The sequence below is a fragment of the Variovorax davisae genome (assembly GCF_030316845.1).
In the GTDB taxonomy this organism is placed as follows: Bacteria; Pseudomonadota; Gammaproteobacteria; order Burkholderiales; family Burkholderiaceae_C; genus Variovorax; species Variovorax davisae.
In genome coordinates, this window is sequence record NZ_JASZYS010000008.1 from 175,477 (window position 1) to 194,851 (window position 19,375).

General features: G+C 69.8%; 20 protein-coding genes. 14 read left to right on the forward strand and 6 right to left on the reverse strand.

Annotated features, from left to right (window positions below; all coding sequences use genetic code 11):
• Positions 1 to 21: 21 nt before the first annotated feature.
• Both QTI33_RS19715 and QTI33_RS19720 read left to right on the forward strand, forming a co-directional pair.
• On the forward strand, positions 22 to 336 hold the full coding sequence (locus QTI33_RS19715) for a hypothetical protein (protein ID WP_286507947.1): 315 nt from the start codon (positions 22 to 24) through the stop codon (positions 334 to 336).
• Positions 333 to 758 carry a DUF1801 domain-containing protein gene (locus tag QTI33_RS19720; protein WP_286507948.1) on the forward strand — a complete coding sequence of 142 codons (426 nt, stop codon included), beginning with the start codon at positions 333 to 335 and terminating at the stop codon, positions 756 to 758. Before QTI33_RS19715 ends, QTI33_RS19720 begins: the two co-directional genes overlap by 4 nt.
• Here QTI33_RS19720 and QTI33_RS19725 read toward each other — a convergent pair whose 3' ends face one another.
• From QTI33_RS19725 to QTI33_RS19735, 3 genes are read right to left on the reverse strand one after another with little or no spacing between them, the layout of a single operon-like run.
• Positions 759 to 1,181 carry a GlcG/HbpS family heme-binding protein gene (locus tag QTI33_RS19725; RefSeq protein ID WP_286507949.1) on the reverse strand — a complete coding sequence of 141 codons (423 nt, stop codon included), beginning with the start codon at positions 1,179 to 1,181 and terminating at the stop codon, positions 759 to 761.
• A 26-nt stretch (positions 1,182 to 1,207) separates the two neighbouring features.
• The gene (locus tag QTI33_RS19730) at positions 1,208 to 2,941 is read right to left on the reverse strand and encodes a thiamine pyrophosphate-binding protein (protein ID WP_286507950.1); all 1,734 of its coding nucleotides are present in this window, start codon (positions 2,939 to 2,941) and stop codon (positions 1,208 to 1,210) included.
• Positions 2,942 to 2,946: 5 nt separating this feature from the next.
• A complete protein-coding gene (locus QTI33_RS19735) occupies positions 2,947 to 3,936 on the reverse strand; it encodes a Bug family tripartite tricarboxylate transporter substrate binding protein (protein ID WP_286507951.1) in 990 nt (329 codons plus the stop codon).
• A 114-nt stretch (positions 3,937 to 4,050) separates the two neighbouring features.
• Between QTI33_RS19735 and QTI33_RS19740 the strand changes: the two genes are divergently transcribed.
• Complete coding sequence (locus QTI33_RS19740; protein WP_286507952.1) at positions 4,051 to 4,968, forward strand: helix-turn-helix domain-containing protein; 918 nt, start codon at positions 4,051 to 4,053, stop codon at positions 4,966 to 4,968.
• Here the strand turns inward: QTI33_RS19740 and QTI33_RS19745 are convergent.
• Positions 4,956 to 5,447 carry a GNAT family N-acetyltransferase gene (locus tag QTI33_RS19745; protein WP_286507953.1) on the reverse strand — a complete coding sequence of 164 codons (492 nt, stop codon included), beginning with the start codon at positions 5,445 to 5,447 and terminating at the stop codon, positions 4,956 to 4,958. The genes QTI33_RS19740 and QTI33_RS19745 overlap by 13 nt on opposite strands.
• A gap of 155 nt (positions 5,448 to 5,602) precedes the next feature.
• Here QTI33_RS19745 and QTI33_RS19750 point away from each other — a divergent pair, with 155 nt between their 5' ends.
• Complete coding sequence (locus QTI33_RS19750) at positions 5,603 to 6,175, forward strand: hypothetical protein (RefSeq protein WP_286507954.1); 573 nt, start codon at positions 5,603 to 5,605, stop codon at positions 6,173 to 6,175.
• A gap of 26 nt (positions 6,176 to 6,201) precedes the next feature.
• Here the strand turns inward: QTI33_RS19750 and QTI33_RS19755 are convergent, their stop codons facing one another.
• On the reverse strand, positions 6,202 to 6,888 hold the full coding sequence (locus QTI33_RS19755) for a GntR family transcriptional regulator (RefSeq protein WP_286507955.1): 687 nt from the start codon (positions 6,886 to 6,888) through the stop codon (positions 6,202 to 6,204).
• 150 nt (positions 6,889 to 7,038) lie between these two features.
• Here QTI33_RS19755 and QTI33_RS19760 point away from each other — a divergent pair, with 150 nt between their 5' ends.
• The 7 genes from QTI33_RS19760 (at position 7,039) to QTI33_RS19790 (ending at position 15,801) form a co-directional block, all read left to right on the forward strand.
• Positions 7,039 to 8,007 (forward strand): VOC family protein, encoded by a 969-nt coding sequence (locus QTI33_RS19760; RefSeq protein WP_286507956.1) that lies wholly within the window; start codon positions 7,039 to 7,041, stop codon positions 8,005 to 8,007.
• A 61-nt stretch (positions 8,008 to 8,068) separates the two neighbouring features.
• Positions 8,069 to 9,283, forward strand: coding sequence for an amino acid ABC transporter substrate-binding protein (locus QTI33_RS19765; protein ID WP_286507957.1), 1,215 nt, complete (start codon positions 8,069 to 8,071; stop codon positions 9,281 to 9,283).
• A 4-nt stretch (positions 9,284 to 9,287) separates the two neighbouring features.
• Positions 9,288 to 10,148 (forward strand): branched-chain amino acid ABC transporter permease, encoded by an 861-nt coding sequence (locus QTI33_RS19770; RefSeq protein ID WP_286507958.1) that lies wholly within the window; start codon positions 9,288 to 9,290, stop codon positions 10,146 to 10,148.
• Between the two features lie 55 nt (positions 10,149 to 10,203).
• Positions 10,204 to 12,021 carry a branched-chain amino acid ABC transporter ATP-binding protein/permease gene (locus QTI33_RS19775; protein ID WP_286507959.1) on the forward strand — a complete coding sequence of 606 codons (1,818 nt, stop codon included), beginning with the start codon at positions 10,204 to 10,206 and terminating at the stop codon, positions 12,019 to 12,021.
• Positions 12,014 to 12,751 (forward strand): ABC transporter ATP-binding protein, encoded by a 738-nt coding sequence (locus QTI33_RS19780; RefSeq protein WP_286507960.1) that lies wholly within the window; start codon positions 12,014 to 12,016, stop codon positions 12,749 to 12,751. The genes QTI33_RS19775 and QTI33_RS19780 overlap by 8 nt, the downstream gene beginning before the upstream one ends.
• A 146-nt stretch (positions 12,752 to 12,897) precedes the next feature.
• The gene (locus QTI33_RS19785) at positions 12,898 to 13,326 is read left to right on the forward strand and encodes a hypothetical protein (protein WP_286507961.1); all 429 of its coding nucleotides are present in this window, start codon (positions 12,898 to 12,900) and stop codon (positions 13,324 to 13,326) included.
• 102 nt (positions 13,327 to 13,428) lie between these two features.
• Positions 13,429 to 15,801 (forward strand): DNA polymerase II, encoded by a 2,373-nt coding sequence (locus tag QTI33_RS19790; protein ID WP_286507962.1) that lies wholly within the window; start codon positions 13,429 to 13,431, stop codon positions 15,799 to 15,801.
• Here the strand turns inward: QTI33_RS19790 and QTI33_RS19795 are convergent.
• Complete coding sequence (locus tag QTI33_RS19795) at positions 15,798 to 16,307, reverse strand: MarR family winged helix-turn-helix transcriptional regulator (protein ID WP_444814861.1); 510 nt, start codon at positions 16,305 to 16,307, stop codon at positions 15,798 to 15,800. The genes QTI33_RS19790 and QTI33_RS19795 overlap by 4 nt on opposite strands.
• A 133-nt stretch (positions 16,308 to 16,440) precedes the next feature.
• Between QTI33_RS19795 and badH the strand changes: the two genes are divergently transcribed.
• The 3 genes from badH to aliB all read left to right on the forward strand — a co-directional run bounded on the left by badH (position 16,441) and on the right by aliB (position 19,357).
• On the forward strand, positions 16,441 to 17,208 hold the full coding sequence (gene badH / locus QTI33_RS19800; RefSeq protein ID WP_286507964.1) for a 2-hydroxycyclohexanecarboxyl-CoA dehydrogenase: 768 nt from the start codon (positions 16,441 to 16,443) through the stop codon (positions 17,206 to 17,208).
• A 38-nt stretch (positions 17,209 to 17,246) separates the two neighbouring features.
• Positions 17,247 to 18,029 (forward strand): 2-ketocyclohexanecarboxyl-CoA hydrolase, encoded by a 783-nt coding sequence (gene badI / locus QTI33_RS19805; protein ID WP_286507965.1) that lies wholly within the window; start codon positions 17,247 to 17,249, stop codon positions 18,027 to 18,029.
• Between the two features lie 176 nt (positions 18,030 to 18,205).
• Positions 18,206 to 19,357, forward strand: a complete 1,152-nt coding sequence (gene aliB / locus QTI33_RS19810) for a cyclohexanecarboxyl-CoA dehydrogenase (RefSeq protein WP_286507966.1) — start codon at positions 18,206 to 18,208, stop codon at positions 19,355 to 19,357.
• The last annotated feature ends 18 nt before the right edge of the window (positions 19,358 to 19,375 follow it).

Here is a 19,375-nt window from a genome sequence, read left to right on the forward strand (position 1 = left end):
TCTGCGACGAAGGAGACATCCATGGCCTACGAAGCGCGCTATGTGTTGCGACCCAACCCCGGGGCCGATCTCGCGGCCGTCATCGACGCGTTGAAGGCGGGGGCGGCGCTCTGGAAGAAGCATGGTGCACCCGAGCCCCGGCTGTGGACGGTGGCGGCGGGCGAACTGGGCAACTATGTGCTGACCGTGGAGTTCGACAACGCGGCGGCCTACGCCAAGGTCACGGACCCGCTGTCGGCCGACCCCGCGTTCCGCCAATGGCAGGCGGGCAACGTCGGCGCCGGGGCCTTCACCTGGGTCCGCAGCAACCTCATGCGAGAACTCCCCCTGGCATGAAGAAGCCAGAAGCGACCGCTGGCCCGTCGGCCTCCGAACTGATCGACCAAAGGATCGCCGAGCTCGGCGACTGGCGCGGCCAGACCCTGGGCAGGATGCGCCGGCTGATCAAGGAAGCCGACCCGGAGGTGGTCGAGGAATGGAAGTGGATGGGCACGCCGACCTGGTCGCACGACGGCATCCTCTGCACCGGCGAGTCCTACCAGGCGAAAGTCAAGCTGACCTTCGCCAAGGGGGCCTCGCTGCCAGACCCCGCCAAGCTCTTCAACGCCAGCATGGACGGCAAGGTGCGGCGCGCGATCGACATCGGCGAGGGCGAGCAGGTCGACGCCGAGGCGTTCAAGACGCTGGTGCGGGCCGCGGTCGCCCTCAATGCGGCGGGCGCCAAGTCGAAGGCGAAGCCGAAGCGGGCGGCTTCCTGATCACACGGCGAGGCCGGCCGCCTGCACCCCCGCGATGCAGATGGCCTCGTCTTCATCGCCGGTGCCTCCGCTCGCGCCCACCGCGCCCAGCACCCGGCCTTGGGCGTCCTTGATCAGCACCGCACCGGTCTGCGGCAGGAAGCGGCCGGCCGAGGTGGCGGCCAGCGAGACGAAGAAGTTCGGGTTGCCCTTGGCCCGCTCGCCGAGCAGCCGGCTCGACACGCCCATGCCGACCGCGCCCCAGGCCTTGGCCTGGGCGACGTCGAAGCGGAACATGCTGGCGCCGTCCTCGCGCGCGAAGGCCTTGAGATGGCCGGCGTCGTCGAGCACCGCGATGCCCATCGGCTGGTAGCCGGCCTGCTTCGAATGGGCGAGCGCGGCGGCGATGATCTGGTTGGCTTGGGCGAGGGTCAGTGAGGTCATGGTGATGAGTTGCAAGGTGGAAGGAGTCAGCCCGGGGCGGGCACCGGCATGAAGGCCTCGAAGCCGAAGCGGTTCATGCTGCCGAAGGCCGGCGCGGCGGGATGCGACACGAAACGCGTGCGGCAGTCCAGCACCGACGGCAGGCCCGAGGCCAGCGCCCGGCCCAGCGCCGGCGCGAGCTGCTCGGCCCGGGTCACGGTTTCGCCGAAGCAGCCGAAGCCGCGCGCGATGGCCGCATGGTCGGTGCCTTCGAGGCTGGTCGCGAATTCGAAATCGAGCTGGGCCCGCTGGCCCGAACGGATGATGCCCCAGGCGGCGTTGTTGTGGATGATGCTGACGACGGGCAGCCCGGCGCGCCGCGCGGTGTCGAGCTCGTTCAGCGTGAAGCCGAAGGAGCCGTCGCCCGTGATGTTGAACACCGGCCGGCCAGGATGCTGCAGCTGCAGCGACAGCGCATACGGCAGCCCGAAGCCGAGGTGGCTCATGCCGGGCTCGTGGAAGCGGGTGCGCACCGCGTCGACCGGCGTGAAGTCGTTGCTCCAGAAGGTGGTGTGGCCGCCGTCGAACACCGCCAGCGCGTCGGCCGGGAGCGCATCGGCGATGGCCTTGGCGAGGGCCGCGGGATGCATCGTCGGGTCCGGGTCGCGCGCCATCGCGGCCAGGCCTTCGACGTAGCGGGCGCGAACCGCGCGCAGGCCGGCGAGCCAGCCGCCGTCCGGCGCTTCCTTCGGGCCCTCGGCCGCGAGGGCGGCCACCAGGTCTTCCAGCGCCAGGCGCGCATCGGCCTGCATCGCCACTTCGTGGAGCACCGGATGGCCCAGCGCCGACGGGTCGGTGTTGATGCTGATGGTGCGGTGGTGGCGGCGCGCCAGGGGCCCGCGCGCATCCCACATCCAGGACGAGAAGCGGCAGCCGACGGCCAGCACCACGTCGGCCTGCTCGAAGGCCGCGCGCAGCGCGTCGCCCGAGATCAGGCCGCCGTGGCCGATGAAGTGCGGGCTGTCGCTGGCGACCGCGCCGAGCGCCATCTGGGTCGGCACCACGGGCGCGCCGAGCAGGCCGGCCAGGCTGCGCACGGCATCGACCGCGCCGCTGGTGACCACGCCGCCGCCGGCGACCAGCAGCGGACGCCGGGCCTCGCGCAGCAGGGCCGCCGCGCGGGCGACCGACTCGGCCGCCGGGCGCGGGCCGAGGGTGGCCCGGTAGCGTTCCGGCGGCAGCGCGAACTCGTCGTCGGGATAGTCGGTCGTGGCCGCCAGCACGTCCTGCGGAATGTCCAGGTGCACCGGGCCGGGCCGGCCCGACAGCGCCTCGCGGAAGGCGCGGCGCACCAGTTCGGGCAGCCGGCGCGGGTCGTGCACGACCGCGTTCCATTTGGTCAGCGGGGCGAACACCGCCTGCGTGTCCAGGTCCATGAACATGCCGCTGTGCGGATAGGCGGCCGCCCGGTGCTGGTTGGTGGTGATGGCCAGCAGCGGCAGGTTGTTGTTGAGCGCCACGCCCATGCCGGAGGCGAGGTTGAGGCCGCCGGGCCCCATCTCGCCGACGGCCACCGCCATGCGGCCCGAGCCGGCGTGGACGGCGGCGGCCATCATCGGCGCGCTCGCTTCATGGCGCACGCCGACGAAGCGCACGGCCTGCTGCTGCGACAGGGCGTGCATCAGCGGCGCCAGCTTGCCGCCGACGATGCCGAAGGCGAAAGGAACTTGCTCGATCGCCAGCAGGCGCACCAGCGCCTGGGCTGCAGTGAGACGAGGCACGGTGCTCAATCCTCCGCGGTGAAGCCGGTGGAGCGCACGATCGGGCCCCATTTCTCGTAGTCGGCCTTGACGATCTGCGCGAACTCCTGGGGCGACTGGTGGATCGGCTGCAGGCCGTAGGTGGCCAGCGCGGCCACGAAATCGGGCACCTGCAGCGCCTCGCCGACCAGGGTGTTCAGGCGCAGCACCACCTCGGCCGGCGTCCGGGCCGGCAGGAACCAGCCCAGCCACTCCTGCACCGCGATGTTCTTGTAGCCCTGCTCGATCAAGGTCGGCACCTCGGGCAGGAAGGGCGAGCGCTGCGCGCTGGTGATGGCCAGCGAGCGCAGCTTGCCCGAGCGCACGTGCGGCATCACCTCGCCGACCACGTTGAAGCTCACCGGCACCTGGCCGCCGAGCAGGTCGTTGAGCAGCGGCGCGCCGCCCCGGTAGGCGACGCTGGTCATCTCGATGCCGGCCGCCTTCTGCAGCAGCATGCCGGCGAAGTGCAGGGCCGAGCCCGCGGCCGGGATGCCGTAGGTCGCGAGCTTGGGATTGGCGCGGGCCCAGGCGACGTAGTCGGCCACCGTCTTGATCTCGGCCGGCAGGCCTGGCCCGGCGGTGAACGAGAAGGCGTAGGTCACGGTCGAGCAGACCGGCGCGAAGTCGGTCAGGGGGTCGTAGTTGAGCTTCTTGTAGGTGTGCGGATAGAGCGTCATGGGCGAGCTCGGGATCTGCAGGATGGTCAGGCCGTCGGGCGCGGCCCGCTTCACGTATTCGACCGCGATGCGCCCGCCGGCGCCGGTGCGGGCCTCGACCATCAGGCTGTTCGCGTAGCGCCCGCGCAGCCGTTCGGCCACCGGCCGTGCCACGTTGTCGCCCATGCCGCCGGCGGGAAAGCCCGAGACGATGACGGCGTTGCCGTTGAGTTGGGCCCATGCCGAGCGCCCGAGGCCCAGGCTGGCCAGGGCGGACAGTGCGGCGCTGCGTTGCAGCAGCTCACGTCGATTCCACATGCTTGTCTCCGGTGTTTCTTGATGAACGGCTCCAGCTTAGGGAGACGGCGGACTTTCCACCATGGACGAATAGGAGGGCTTCTTGTAGATTTCCGGCCTCCAAGGCATAGATTCATGCGGCCCAGCAACCTCCTCGTCGTCCCGTTCCGCGAAGTGCGCCACTTCATGCCGGAGGACAGCCTGCATGTCGAGGCGATCGGTGTCCGGGCCCAGCAGAACCATTGGAGAATTCCGGCTCACCGGCACGAGGGGCTGCACCAGTTCCAGCTGCTCACCGCGGGCGCGCTGGTCGGCACCCTCGACGGCGAGCGCCATGCGCTGCGGGCGCCGGTGGCGCTGATGCTGGCGCCGGGCGTGGTGCACGGCTTCGACTACGAGCCCGACAGCGTCGGCACGCAGGTGACGGTGCCGAGCAGCGCGCTGGCTTCCCTGTGCGCCCACTCGCCGGTGGTGGCACAGCGGCTGGCGCAGACGCTGGTGCTCGACGCCGCGTGCCTGGGCGACAACGCTGCGGACTGCGCCCGGCATTTCTCGGTGCTGGCCGAGGAGTTCCAGTCCCAGCGCATCGGCCGCGCCGAGGCGCTGCAGTCGCAGCTCGTGCTGCTGGCCCTGTGGTTCCTGCGCCAGGAGATCGCGGCCACCGGCATCGGCCGGCGCCAGGCCCTGCGCGACACCCTGGTCCAGCGCTACCGGGCGCTGCTGGAGCGGCATTTCCACGAGCACCGGCCGCTGGCCTTCTATGCCCAGGCGCTGGAGGTCACGGCCGACCACCTGAGCCGCGTCTGCCGGGCGGTGGCCAGCACCAGCGCGCTGGCCCTGCTGCACGAGCGCGTGGTGCTGGAGGCCAAGCGCGTGCTGGCCCATACGCCCATGACGGTCTCGGAGGCCGCCTTGCACCTGGGCTTCGACGATGCCGCCTACTTCAGCCGCTTCTTCAAGGCCGAGGTCGGCTGCGCGCCTTCGGAGTTCCGCCTGCGCATCGCTTCGGGCGCGCAGGCCGTGCCTGCGCCCGGGCGCTCTCAGAGCCGTTGAATCATCTCGTGCCAGGCCATGCCGCCGTGGTTCGAGGCGGACGGCCTGGCGTAGTCATAGCCCATGCGCCGGTAAAGCTCGATGTGGTCTTGCTTGCACATCAGGTGGATCTCGCGCTTGCCTGCGGCCCGCATCCTGCGCACGAACTCGGTCATCAAGAGCTTCGAGAAGCCTCGCCCCTGCCGGGCCGGCGCCACGGCCACCGACATGATGACGACCTTGGGTGCCGCAGGATCGTGCCCCACGAGTTCCTTGAAGGCCGAGTCGGACATCACGACCGGGTCCGCGCAGCCGCTGTTGATGAAGCCGACGACCTCGTCGTCGACCTCCAGCACCAGGAACCCCTGGGGATACACCTCGATGCGCTTGACGATCTTTGCCAGCGTGGCAGCTTCGTCGCCCTCGTAGGCGGCGCTTTCGATCTCGAAGCAGCGAGCGGCGTCGCGGGGGACGGCATCGCGAAGGGTCGTCTGGGTCATGGCGAAGCGATGTGAATGATGCGCAAGGGCGACAGTATCGGTTCGCCGGTGCCCTCGGCCCACCCGAAGGTCTTGGTGCATCCCCCGAATGGCGGATGTGCAAGCGCCGCACCCGAATGCAGACTCCGGCACGTCGCAATGTCAGAGGAGACGAGATGGGAAGCAACAGCCGCGAAAGGCTCGCCATGCGAATCGTGCGGACTCCGTCGAACAAGGTCGAAGGCCCGATTTCCGACTATCACGTGCTCACCTACGCCGATTCCGACTTCGGCCCCCTGCCGCACTACACCAGGCGTCGCGTTCCGCGCGATCAGGTGAAGGCCATCGTCAGCCGCATCAACCAGCGCGACGAGGCCGCGACCTTCTTCCCGCTGCCGCTCAGCGCGGTACCCCGCAGGGTGATCTGGGACCAGCGCCACTGGGCGGAGCTGCGCGCGCACCTTGCGGATTTTCTCCATGTCAATGCACGCACCTTCGGTGCGCGCCGCATCCTCCTCGACCTGCAGTCCCCGCATGGCACCGCGCACCTGATGGAGCCGCTGCGCGGCGCGGTCGAGGATGTCCCGCCGGTCTGCGTGGACGAGATCGTCGTCGTCACGGCCGCCGAAGGCGACGACGACCCGCCGGCCCTTTCACGGCGCCAGCGCGACGCCAGTGTCATCGCGGCCATCGCCAAGGACCACGAGGCGGCCGAAGCCGGGCGTCGCGATCGGCGCTCACGGCCGTAGGCCGGGCGCGGTCCACCCGCCTGCCATCAGCCGGCCACGCCGGCCTGCGTTTCCCGCGCCTGGTTCAGGTCCGGCGAGTCCAGCAGCAGCTGCGCCGTGTGGTCCAGGTGACGCGCGATCAGGGCCTGGGCGGTCGGGATGTCGCGGCCGAGGACCGCGTCGACGATCGCCTGGTGCTCGGCCTGGACGTCGCGCCCGGTGGCGGCCAGCGGGGCCGTCAGGTAGCGGTAGCGCTCGCTCTGCTGGTAGAGCATCTGGTGCATCTTCAGCAGCCATTCGTTGGGGCAGCCGGACACCAGCGCGTGATGGAACTCGCCGTGGTTGGCGGCCCATTCGCGATTGAGATGGCGCGGCTGCCCGGCTTCGCGCTCGGCGATCCGGGTCAGCCGGTGCAGGGCCGAGACGATGCGGCCCTCCCAGGCCAGGTCGCCGTGCCGGATGGCTTTGGCCAGGCACAGCTGCTCGACCTGGATGCGGGCTTCGACCAGGTTGCGCAGGTCGAGCGCCGAGACCGGACTGACGCGAAAGCCGCGGGCGGGCTCCGACACCACCAGCGCCTCGGCCTCGAGCATCGCCAGGCCTTCGCGCACCGCACCGGCACTCACCGCGAGTTCCTCCGCCAGGGCCGCGATGTTGAGCTTGGAGCTCGGCAGCAGGCGGCCCTCGACGATGGCCGCGCGCAGGCGCTCGAACACCAGGCGTGTCTGGCTCATTCCCCTGGGGCGCTCGCTCGTCGCTGTCATGTGTGGTCCGAAGGAACGATGTTCCTTGTTAACCCTAGGTGTAGATAAAGCGTCTATCGATATAGTTTGAATTGAAGAATATATTATTTCGAGCTTCGCGAGAAGTACCGGAGACAGACCATGGCCCTCGAGCTTCGTACCCGGAAGGACCCGCATCGGGCCGCCGTGCATGGCGTGCACTCGCTGGACGGCATCGTCTTCACGGTCCCCGAGCTCGACGAAGCCGTGCGCTTCTACGAGGCCTTCGGCCTGGAGACGAAGCGCGTCGGCGAGCGGCTCGACCTGTGCACGCCCGGACATCCGCACGCCTGGGCCTCGGTCCATGAGGCGCCGGGGCCGAAGAAGCTCCAGTACCTGCGCTTCGGCTGCTTTGCCGAAGACTTCGATGCCATCGCCGCGCGCATCGAGACGCTGGGCGTCGAGCGCTGCGCCCCGCATCCCCTGGGCAGCGGCGATGGCCTGTGGGTCCGGCATCCGGACGGCTTCCCGGTGCAGGTCGTGGTGGCCGCCAAGAGCACGCCGGACTGGCGCAGCGAGAAGCAGCAGGAGCCGCCCGTGCCGCTGGGAACCGGCGCCTCGCTGGCGCGCTCGCGCATCCCGAAGGTGCGGCCGCGCCGGCTGTCGCACGTGCTGCTGTTCTGCCCCGACGTGTCGCGCGCCATCCGCTTCTACGAGGAGGCGCTGGGCCTGCGCCTGACCGACCGCTCGGCCGACCTGGTGGTGTTCATGCACGGCGTGCACGGCAGCGACCACCACCTGATCGCCATGGCGAAGTCGGACGGGCCGGGCCTGCACCACCTGAGCTGGGACGTGGCCAGCATCGACGAGGTCGGGCGCGGCATGGAGCAGATGTACGCGGCCGGCTTCACGCGCGGCTGGGGCGTCGGGCGCCACGTGCTGGGCTCGAACTACTTCTACTACGCGCGGGACCCGTGGGGCAGCTACAGCGAGTATTCGTTCGACATCGACTACGTGCCGGGCGATTTCGAGTGGCGTTCCGGCGACCACCCGCCCGAGGATTCCTTCTACGCCTGGGGCCCCGCGGTGCCGGAAGAGTTCATCACCAACTTCGAGATCCGCAACGCTTGACCGCACCCGGACCCGAGGGTCGACGGCGGCCGCTTCCCCGAACAACTACAGGAGACAGAGCATGAACATGGACCGTCGTTCCTTCGTGGCAGCGGCCGGCGCCCTCGGCGCCGGCGCACTGTGGAGTTCGCAGGCCGGCGCCCAGCCCAGCGGGGCGCCGATCAAGGTCGGCGGCACGCTGGCGCTGACCGGCCCGCTGTCGTCCACCGGGCTGGTGCACAAGCTCACCGGCGAGATCTATGTCGACTCGCTCAACAAGCGCGGCGGCCTGCTCGGCCGGCCGGTGGAGTGGGTGCTGAAGGACGACCAGTCCAAGCCCGACCTGGCCCGCACGCTGTACGAGCAGCTGGTGACGGCCGACAAGGTCGACCTGCTGATCGGGCCCTATGCCACCGGCAACATCCTGTCGGCGATGGGCGTGGCGCAGCGCTACAACAAGACCCTGGTGCACCACACCTTCGGCATCCCGAACCTGGCCAAGTACGAGCAGCAGTTCCCGGCCTGGTCGATCGGCCCCGAGCCCGAGAAGACCCTGCCGGCGCTGGTGCTGACCGCGCTGGCCGCGTCGTCGGCGCCGCCCAAGACCATCGCGGTCGTGACCAGCAAGTTCCCGTCGGTGCACTTCGTGGCGCTCGGCGCGCGCGAAGTGGCCAAGCAGCGCGGCATCAAGGAGGTGCTGTTCCTCGAGTGGGACTTCGGCAACCGCGACTTCGGCCCGATCGCCGGCCGGGTGAAGGAGGCCAACCCCGACTTCATCTGGACCGGCGCCATCGGCCTGGAGGGCAACCAGCTGCTCGACGCGATGAAGAAGATCGACTATGCGCCGCTGCACCACTTCTATCACGTGCCGGCGCCGGCGCCGATGCTGAAGGCGCCCGAGGCCAACGGCGCGCTGTCGATGACCATCTTCGAGGACCATCCGCCCTTCACCAACAACCCGGTGGCGGCCGAGTTCGTCAAGGTCTACCGCGAGCGCGCCGCCGGCGCCGGCATGCCCGACACGGCGGTCGAGACCCAGGCCGCGGCCTCGTTCACGGCCTGGCAGCTCATCGAGGCCGCGGTGATCGCCACCAAGGGCCTGGACGACAAGGCCATGGCCGCCTGGCTGCGCGCCAACCAGGTCGACACCATCCAGGGCAAGCTGCGCTTCAACGAGCGCGGCAACTTCGGCGCCGACCTGAGCCGGGTCAAGCAGGTGCAGAACGGCAAGTGGGTCACGGTCTGGCCGGCCGACTGGGCTGCCCCCGGCGCCAAGCTGCAGACCCGCGGCGCCTGAGCCGATGACACTGCCGAGCGCCACGCTTCTCGCCCAGGCCATCCTCGCGGGCCTTTTCACGGGGGCGCTCTACGGCCTGCTGGGCCTGGGCCTGAGCCTCTCGTGGGGCCTGCTGCGGCAGATCAACCTGGCGCATTTCGCGCTCGCCTTCCTCGGCGCCTACCTGACCTACGAGCTGTCGAGCCGGCGCGGTGTCGACCCGCTGCTGTCGCTGGCCTTCATCGTGCCGCTGTTCTTCGCGCTCGGCACGGCCTTGCACTGGGTGCTGACCCGCTTTCGGGTCAGCCCGTTCAACTCGCTGCTGGTGACCTTCGGCGTCACCGTGATCATCGAGGCGCTGCTGCAATGGATCTGGACCGCCGACTACCGCAAGCTGGAGTCGAGCTATGCCGAGCACAAGCTGCGGCTCGGGCCGCTGTTCCTGCCGGTGCCCGAACTCATCACGCTCGGGCTGGGCGTCGGCATCTCGCTCGCGGTCTGGGTGGCGCTGCGCCGCACCGACCTCGGCAAGGCGATGCGCGCCGCCGCCGAGGACGCCCCGATCGCCGCCGCCTTCGGCGTCAACCAGAACGCGCTGGCGCTGATGCTGTCCGGACTGAATGCCGCGCTGGCCGGCGTGGCGGGCGTGTGCATCGCGCTGGCCTACACGCTGTCGCCGTCGCAGATCTACGCCTGGATCGGCGTCGTCTTCGCCGCCGTGATGCTCGGCGGGCTGGGCCGGCCGCTCGGGCCGCTGATCGCCGGCTGCGTCATCGGCGTCACCGAAGCCGTGACGATGGCGGTCACTGCGCCCTCGTGGGCGCCGCTGGTGTCGTTCTCGCTGCTGATGCTGGTGCTGCTGGCGCGGCCGGGGAGGGTGGCATGAGCCGCCGGGCCGCTCCCAAGGCGAATACCGAAGCGCTGTGCGCGGAGGTTGCCGAATGAAGCGGTCGCTGCTCCTGATCCTGGCGGCCGGCGCGGGCCTGGCCACGGTGCCCTGGCTCGGCCTGCCGGCCTTCTACGAGTCGATCCTCTACCTGGTGCTGCACTGGATCGCGCTCGCCACCTCCTGGAACCTGCTGTCGGGCTACTCGGGCTATTTCTCGTTCGGCCACGGCGCCTTCTTCGGCATCGGCATGTACACCACGGCAACGCTGGCGACGCGCTTCGACATCCCGTTCCTGTGGACCTTGCCGGCCGCCGGCCTGGTGGCCGCGCTGTTCGGCACCCTGCTCGGCGTGGTGGCCTTCCGGGTCCAGGCGGTGCGGGCCGAACTGTTCTCGCTGCTGACCCTGGCCGCCACCTTCGTGGTCGCGACGCTCATTCTCAACACGCCGATCGACGGCGGCCCGGGCGTCTACATGAGCGCGGTGGCGGTCCCGGCGATCGGGCCCACGGCCTCGGGCACCTTCTACCTGCTGGCGCTGGCGGTCGCGCTGGCCACGGTGGTGGCCGCGCTGGTGGTCTACCACTCGCGCTTCGGCACCGGCCTGTTCGCGATCCACGACGACGAGGACGTCGCAGAAGTGATGGGCGTGCCGACCTTCCGCTACAAGCTCGGTGCCTTCGCGTTGTCCTGCGGCCTGGCGGGCGTGGTCGGCGGCGTGCAGGCGCTGTTCATCTCCTACGTGACCACCGGCGACACCTTCACGATCGCGCTGCCGCTCACGGTGGTGCTGATGGCGGTGCTCGGCGGCACGCGCCACTGGGCCGGTCCGATCGTCGGCGCCACCGCGATCACGCTGCTGCTCTATGCGTTCACGGGCGGCGATACCGCGATCATCGGCAAGGGCCTGACCGGCCTGGTGCTGATCGTCGTGATCCTCTTCATGCCTGAAGGGCTGCTCGGCCAGGCCCTGAAGTGGTGGCACGCACGGCGCGGCGCCGGGGCGGTCGCAGCGCCTGCGCCGGTGCTGGCGGCGAGCGCGCCGGCCGTGCCGCCGCGCTGCGTGGCCGGCGGCGCCGGCGAGGTGCTGCTGCGCGCAAGGGGCGTGCGCAAGTCCTTCAAGGGCGTGCAGGCGCTGCGCGGGGTCGACCTCGAACTGCGGCGCGGCGAGATCCTCGGGCTGCTCGGCCCCAATGGCTCCGGCAAGTCGACCTTCATCAATGTCGCGAGCGGCCACTACGCGGTGACGGCGGGGGTGATCGAGTTCGACGGCCGCCGGATCTCGGGCATTCCGGCCCACCGCATCGCGCATGGCGGCATGGCGCGCACCTACCAGATCCCCCGGCCCTTCGCCCATCTCACGGTGCTCCAGAACGTGGCGCTGCCGGCGATGTTCGGCGCCGCCTCGCTCGACCGCCGCCGTGCCGAGGCCGAGGCCTGGCAGTGGCTGGCCTTCACCGGCCTCACCGAGCGCGCCGGGGCGTTGCCCGGCGAACTCAACCTGCACCAGCGCAAGTTCCTCGAATTCGCGCGCGCGCTGGCTTCGCGGCCGCAGGTGCTGATGCTCGACGAGGTGCTGTCGGGCCTGACGCCGTCGGAGATCGACGAGGCCGTGGCGCTGATTCGGCGCATCCGCGACCAGGGCGCGACCATCGTCTTCGTCGAGCACGTGATGCGGGCCGTCATGGCGCTGTGCGACCGGGTCGTGATCTTCCACCGCGGCGAGGTGCTGGCCGAGGGCGAGCCGCAGGAGGTCATGCGGCGGCCGGCGGTGGTCTCGGCCTACCTGGGCCAGGCGATGGCGCCCGCGTGCGCCGAGGCCGCCGACGAAGCGCCGATGCCCGCCGGCATCGTGGAGCTGAGCCATGCTTGAGGTGCAGCAGATCCGCGTCGCCTACGGCCAGGCGACCGCCCTGTGGGACGTGTCGCTGGCGATCGGCCAGGGCGAACTGCTCTGCGTCGTCGGGCCCAACAGCGCCGGCAAGAGCACGCTGATCAATGCGATCGCCGGGCTCCATCGCGTGAGCGCCGGCCGCCTCCTGCTGGACGGCCAGGACATCGCGCGGCTGGCACCGCATCGCTTCTGCGGCCAGGGCATCGCGCTGGTGCCCGAGGGCCGGCGCCTCTTCACCGAGATGACGGTGCGCGAGAACCTCGAGATCGGCAGCTACCTGGGCGCCGCGCGCCGCGAGCGGGCCCGGTCGCTGGAGCGCGTGTGCGCGCTGTTCCCGGCGCTGGTGGAGAAGCTCGCGCAGCCGGCCGGCTCGCTGTCGGGCGGGCAGCAGCAGATGGTGGCGATCGGCCGCGCGATGATGGCGAGGCCGCGCCTGCTGCTGCTCGACGAACCTTCGCTGGGCCTGGCGCCGAGCATCGTGCTCGACATGTTCGAGGCCATCCGGCGCATCCATGCCGACGGCATCGCGGTGCTGCTGGTCGAGCAGAACGTGAGCATGGCGCTGGAGGTTGCGCAGCGCGCCGCGGTGCTGGAGGAGGGGCGCATCGTCGCGATCGGGCGGCCGGACGAACTGATGGCGCGGCCGGAGTTGCGGCGGGCCTACCTGGGCCTCGACCCCGCGCGCGAGCCAGCGCCGGGCGTCGCCTGATTCGCCACGCACCAGGCGGCAGCGCGGTCTGTGGGCCCCTGGGGTGTCGCGTCGAGTCCCATTGCAGGCCCCGGCGTAGGCGGCGAGTGCACCGGATCGGCCCCCTGTCCTACCCCGCGGGCGGGGCGGCCGGTGTCCATTGAGGGATGACTTCCCCGCTGTCCCCCGTGTTGCGTGTCCTGCAGGAAATCTCGCACTTGCATGTCCTGCGGGATGTCGAGCTCGTCTTTGCGCCGGCGGGCCGGGCGACCGAGGTCGGCAGCCCCTTCGAATTGCGCATCGAAGCCTGCCAGCGAGCGCTGCGCCGCCTGTGTCTCGGGGCCACCGGGGCGGAGTTGTCCCGTGTTCGCATGGAGCGGGCGCTGTTCCTGCGCCTGCTTCTTGCCAGCGCCGATGTCCGGCTGGCGGCCTGGAAGAGCGCCGCCGAGTGGCAGCCGCTGCGGCGCTCGCAGCTGCAGGAATCGCTCTCGCACGACGCCGAGCAGCGCGAACTGGGCTTGCTAGAAAAGGCCATGGATGGGTCTCAGTTCGCGAACTACGTCTACGAGGCCGCGCAGCGGGCCTCCGTCGCCTGAGGCCGTCGCCGTCCTGGACCAGCGGCTCCCCGCTGCGCGGCGACCCGCCGCAACCGGGCGAAAATCGGGGGCTTCCTGCTCCACCCGATTTCCCAAGCGCTCGTGGCACCCAACGAACTCCAGGGCTTCATCCTCACCCGCCACTGGCGCGACACCCCGGCCGGCACCGACATCGAGTACTGGCTGGCGACCGACGCCGGGCCGGTGAAGCTGATCCTGACCGCCCGGACTTCGGTCGCGTTCGTCGAAGCCCGGCACCGGCCGGCGCTGGAGGCGCAACTCGCAGCCATGCCCGGCCTGCAGGTGCGTGAGCTCGGGCTCAGGAATTTCCATCGGGAGCCCGTCGTCGGCGTCTATGCGAAGCAGTTCCGCCAGCTGGGCCGGCTGGCACGGGCGCTCCAGGCCCAGGCGATTCCACTGCTCGAAGCCGACGTTCGGCCGCACGACCGCTACCTCATGGAGCGGTTCGTCACCGCGGGGGTGCGGGTCGAAGGAGGGCGCCGGGACGGCGCCACCATCGTCGATGGCCACCTCAAGCCTGCGCCCGACTTCCGCCCGGTGCTGAAGGTGGTGTCGCTGGACATCGAGACCAGCCAGCATGAGGCGCTCTACTCCATCGCGCTGGACGGCAGCGCCGACCGCGTGGTCTTCATGTTGGGCGAGCCGCCGCCCGAGCCCGTGGCGCCCGAGGGCTTCTCCCTCGTCTATTGCCCGACGCGCAGGGCGATGATCGAACGCCTGAACGACTGGTTCGAGACCCGAGACCCCGACGTCATCGTCGGCTGGAACGTGATCCAGTTCGACCTCCGCGTGCTGCAGAAGACCGCCGACGACTGCGGCGCGCAGCTGCTCCTGGGGCGCGAGCGCCGGGCTATCGAGTGGCGCACCCATCCGGGCCGGCAGGGCTACCTGTTCGCGCCGACGCCCGGGCGCGTCGTCATCGACGGCATCGACGCCCTCAAGGCCGCGGTGTGGAGCTTCCCGTCCTTCAGCCTCGAGACCGTCTCGCAGGCGCTGCTGGGCGAGGGCAAGGCGATCGGGGACGCGTACGACAAGATGGCCGAGATCGAGCGGCGCTACCAGGAGGACAAGCCGGCGCTGGCCAGCTACAACATCCGCGACTGCGAACTGGTGCTGCGCATCTTCGAGAAGGCGAAGCTGCTGCAGTTCGCGCTGGAGCGGGCCCAGACGACGGGCCTGCAGGCCGACCACTTCGGCGGCTCCATCGCCGCCTTCAGCCACCACTACCTGCCGCGCATGCATCGGCTGGGCTACGTGGCACCGAACGTGGGCGAGATCCCGAGCAAGGCCTTTCCCGGCGGCTACGTGATGGACTCGAAGCCGGGGTTCTACGACTCCGTCGTGGTGCTGGACTACAAGAGCCTCTACCCCTCGATCATCCGGACCTTCCTCGTCGACCCTGTCGGGTTCGTGGAGGGTTCGAACGCCGACGATCCGGCGCGGGTCGTCCAGGGACCGGGCGGCACCGTCTTCTCGCGCGACAAGCATGCCCTGCCGGAGATCGTGACCACGCTGTGGCGCGCCCGGGACGAGGCCAAGCGGGCCGCGAACGAGCCCTTGTCGCAGGCCCTGAAGCTGCTCATGAACTCTTTCGCCGGGGTGCTGGGTGCGGCCGACTGCCGCTTCTTCAATCCCAAGCTCGTGTCCGCCGTGACCTTGCGCGGACACGAGATGATGAAGCTCACCCGGGAGTTCGTGCAAGACCGGGGCTACGAGGCCATCTACGGCGACACCGACTCCATCTTCATCTGGCTGCGCCGCACCCACACGAATGAAGAGGCGCACGCCATCGCGGCGCAGCTGGCGCTGGACATCAACGCCTGGTGGACGCGCACCCTTCGCGAAGAGCAGGGCCTGGACAACTTCCTGGAGATCGAGTTCGACACCCACTACAAGAAGTTCTTCATGCCCACCATCCGCGGCTCGGACGTGGGCAGCAAGAAGCGCTACGCCGGCCTCAGCATGGATGCCGCGGGCCGGGAGGAAATGGTCTTCCGCGGCCTCGAGATGGCCCGCAGCGACTGGACCCCGCTGGCGCGCCAGTTCCAGGAAGGCCTGCTCTCGCGCATCTTCCACGGCGAGCCCCACCAGGCCTACGTGGCCGACTATGCGCAGTCGACGCTGGCAGGCCGCATGGACGCCCTGCTCGTCTACCGCAAGCGCCTGCGGCATCGCCTCGATGCCTACCAGGTCAACGTGCCGCCGCAAGTCCGCGCGGCCCGGATGGCCGACGCGCACAACGATCGGGTGAACCGCCCCAGGCAATACCAGAACGGCGGCTGGATCGAATACGTCATGACCCTGAACGGGCCGGAGCCCATGGAAGCGCGCCGCTCCCGCATCGACTACGAACACTACCTGGGCAAGCAGCTGCAGCCGATCGCCGATGCCATCCTGCAGCCCATGGGGGAGAGCTTCGTGGCGTTGACGACGGCGCAGCGGGGCTTGTTCTAGATCTCGTCCGGCTCGGCGCCGCCCTGCACGTCATCCACCCGCTGCATGTTCTCGAGGATCCGCAGCAGGTAATGCAGCGTGTGCGTGATGTCGTTGACCGAGAAGTCGCCGATCACCTGCTCGTAGTAGTCGTGGATCTTCGGCAGCGCCTCCTGCTGCCACACCTGCAGGCCTGAGGGCGTCATCGAGACCAGCCGCGACCGGCGGTCGCGCCCGTCGGGCGCCATCCGCAGGCGGCCGTCGCGCTCCATGCGGCTGAGCAGCCCGGACAGCGCCTGTCGGCTCACCTTCAGGTAGCGGGCCAGGTCGCCCACGCTCATCCCGTCGCCGGCCTCGGGCCGCGACAGCGCGCCCAGCACCGCCCATTGCTGCGTCGTGAGGCCTTCGGCCTCGACGGCCTTGGTGCCTGTTTTATGCAACATGTTTGCACATTGGTACAGGCGGAAGAACACCCGGTTGGCCAGCGCCATGCGCGCCGGGTCCGCTGATTGATTAGGGATAACCATGATTCATCTCTGAAAGATCGATTTGACAGGCGAGTCGATCCGACCATAATACGTAAACATGTTGTCGTAATGGCGCGGAAGCTCTCGAAGCTGGCGCCCACGATAGCAAGCTTCGCAACCCTTGGAGACCCAGATGCAGACATTCAATGAAAAGACCGTCGTGATCACCGGCGGCGGCGGCGGCATCGGTGGCGCGACCAGCCGCCGCTTCGCACGCCAGGGCGCGCGTGTCGCGGTGTTCGACCTCAACCCCGAAGCGGCCGAGAAAGTGGCCGCGCAGATCCGCGCCGAAGGCGGCCAGGCCGAGGCCTTCCGCTGCGACATCACCGACCGCGCCAGCGTCGACGCCGCGGTCGCCGCCACGATCGAGCGCTTCGGCGCCATCGACGTGCTGGTCAACAACGCCGGCTGGGACGTGTTCAAGCCTTTCACCAAGACCGAGCCGGCGCAGTGGGATAAGCTGATCGCCATCAACCTGACCGGCGCCCTGCACATGCACCACGCGGTGCTGCCGGGCATGGCGGCGCGCAAGGCGGGGCGGATCGTCAACATCGCCTCCGACGCGGCGCGGGTCGGGTCCTCGGGCGAGGCGGTGTACGCGGCCTGCAAGGGCGGGCTGGTGGCGTTCTCGAAGACCATCGCGCGCGAGCATGCCCGCCACGGCATCACGGTCAACGTGGTGTGCCCGGGCCCGACCGACACCGCGCTGTTCGCCGACTACAAGGAAGGCGCCGGCAACCCCGAGAAGCTGATGGAAGCCTTCACGCGCTCGATCCCGCTGGGCCGCATCGGCCAGCCGGACGACCTGCCGGGCGCCATCCTGTTCTTCGCCAGCGACGACGCGGCCTACGTCACGGGCCAGGTGCTGAGCGTCTCCGGCGGCCTGACCATGAACGGCTGAGGCCGCGTCCCCCCGACCCCTCCCCCTGAAAGAACACCATGGAATTCGAAGACATCCTCTACGAAGTGCGCAACGGCGTGGCCTGGATCACCATCAACCGGCCCGACAAGATGAACGCCTTTCGCGGCCAGACCTGCGACGAGATCATCCGGGCGCTCAACCGCGCCGGCTACGACCGCGAGGTCGGCGCCATCGTGCTGGCCGGCGCCGGCGAGAAGGCCTTCTGCACCGGCGGCGACCAGTCGGCCCACAACGGCAACTACGACGGCCGCGGCACCATCGGCCTGCCGATGGAAGAGCTGCACACCGCCATCCGCGACGTGCCCAAGCCGGTGATCGCGCGGGTGCAGGGCTTCGCCATCGGCGGCGGCAACGTGCTGTGCACCATCTGCGACCTGACCATCTGCTCCGAGAAGGCCATCTTCGGCCAGGTCGGCCCGAAGATGGGGTCGGTCGACCCCGGCTACGGCACGGCCTTCCTGGCGCGCGTCGTCGGCGAGAAGAAGGCCCGCGAGATCTGGTACCTCAACAAGCGCTACTCGGGCCAGGAGGCCGTGGCCATGGGCCTGGCCAACATCTGCGTGCCGCCCGAGAAGCTCGACGAGACGGTGCAGGAGTGGGCCGAGACCATCTGCGAGCGCAGCCCGACGGCCATCGCCATTGCCAAGCGCAGCTTCAACGCCGACACCGCGCACCAGAGCGGCATCGCCGGCCTGGGCATGTACGCGCTCAAGCTGTACTACGACACCGAAGAGTCGCGCGAAGGCGTCAAGGCGCTCGGCGAGCGGCGCAAGCCCGAGTTCCGCAAGTACATGAAGTGAACAACCCCCTGAGGCGCTTCGCGCCTTCCCCCTTCTCTCGCGTCGCTGCGCGAGGCGGGAAGGGGGACGCCGCCAGTGGCCCGGCGAAGCCGGTTCCACGGCGGCCCTGGCTCAGGTTGCGCGAGTTCGAAATGCAGCAGCACTGCTGGACGCTGCGGCTTCTTTCTGGAGACGACATGAATCCTTACATTGACGAAGATCTGGCGGCGCTGGCCGAGCATGCGCGCCGCTTTGCCACCGGCCGGGTCGCGCCGGGCTTTCTGGAGCGCGACAGGACGCGGGTGCTCGACCGCACGCTGATGCGGGAGATGGGCGAGATGGGATTCATCGCGCCCGAGCTGCCCGAGGCCCACGGCGGCCAGGGCCTGGGCGCGCTGGCCGCCGGCGTGATCCACGAGGAGATCGCGCGCGCCGACCTGAGCCTGAGCTACGTCAACCTGCTGGCCTCGCTCAACGGGCAGATCCTGGCCCATCACGGCCGGCCGGAGGTGGTCGCGCCATGGCTGGCGAAGCTCACGCGGGGCGAGGCGCTGTTCGCCATCGCGCTGACCGAGCCGCGCGGCGGATCGGATGCGGCCAACCTGCGCCTGCGCATCGAACGGGTCGGCGACGCGTACGTCGTCAATGGCGAGAAGACTTCGATCTCGGCCGCCGACCAGGCCGACGCGGCGGTGGTGTTCGGCCGCACCGGATCGGTCGAATCGGCGGCCCATGGGGTCACGGCCCTGCTGGTGCCGATGGACCTGCCGGGCGTCACGCGCAACCGCTTCGACTGCCATGGCCAGCGCGCGATCGGACGCGGTTCGCTGTTCTTCGAGAACGTCCGGGTGCCGGTCAGCCACCGCCTGGGCGACGAGAACAAGGGCTTCGTGCAGGTCATGCAGGGCTTCGACTTCTCGCGCGCGCTGATCGGGCTGGAGGTGCTGGCCGTCGCCCGCGTGGCACTGGAAGAGACCTGGGAGTACGTCGCGCAGCGCGAAGCCTTCGGCAAGCCGTTGTCGGCCTTCCAGGGCGTGTCGCATCCGCTGGCGGACTTCGACACCCAGGTCGAGGCGGCCCGCCTGCTGTGCCTTCAGACGCTGTGGCTGAAGGACAAGGGCGCACCGCACACCGCCGAAGCCGCGATGTGCAAGTGGTGGGCGCCCAAGCTCGCCTACGACGTGATCCACCAGTGCCTGCTGATGTTCGGCCATGGCGGCTACGACCGCGGCGCGATGGAACAGCGCCTGCGCGATGTGCTGGGCTTCCAGATCGGCGACGGCACGGCCCAGATCATGAAAACCATCATCGCCCGCACGCGTGCAGGACGCGACGCCGTGCCGGCCTGAGGCCGGTTCATTCCCAAA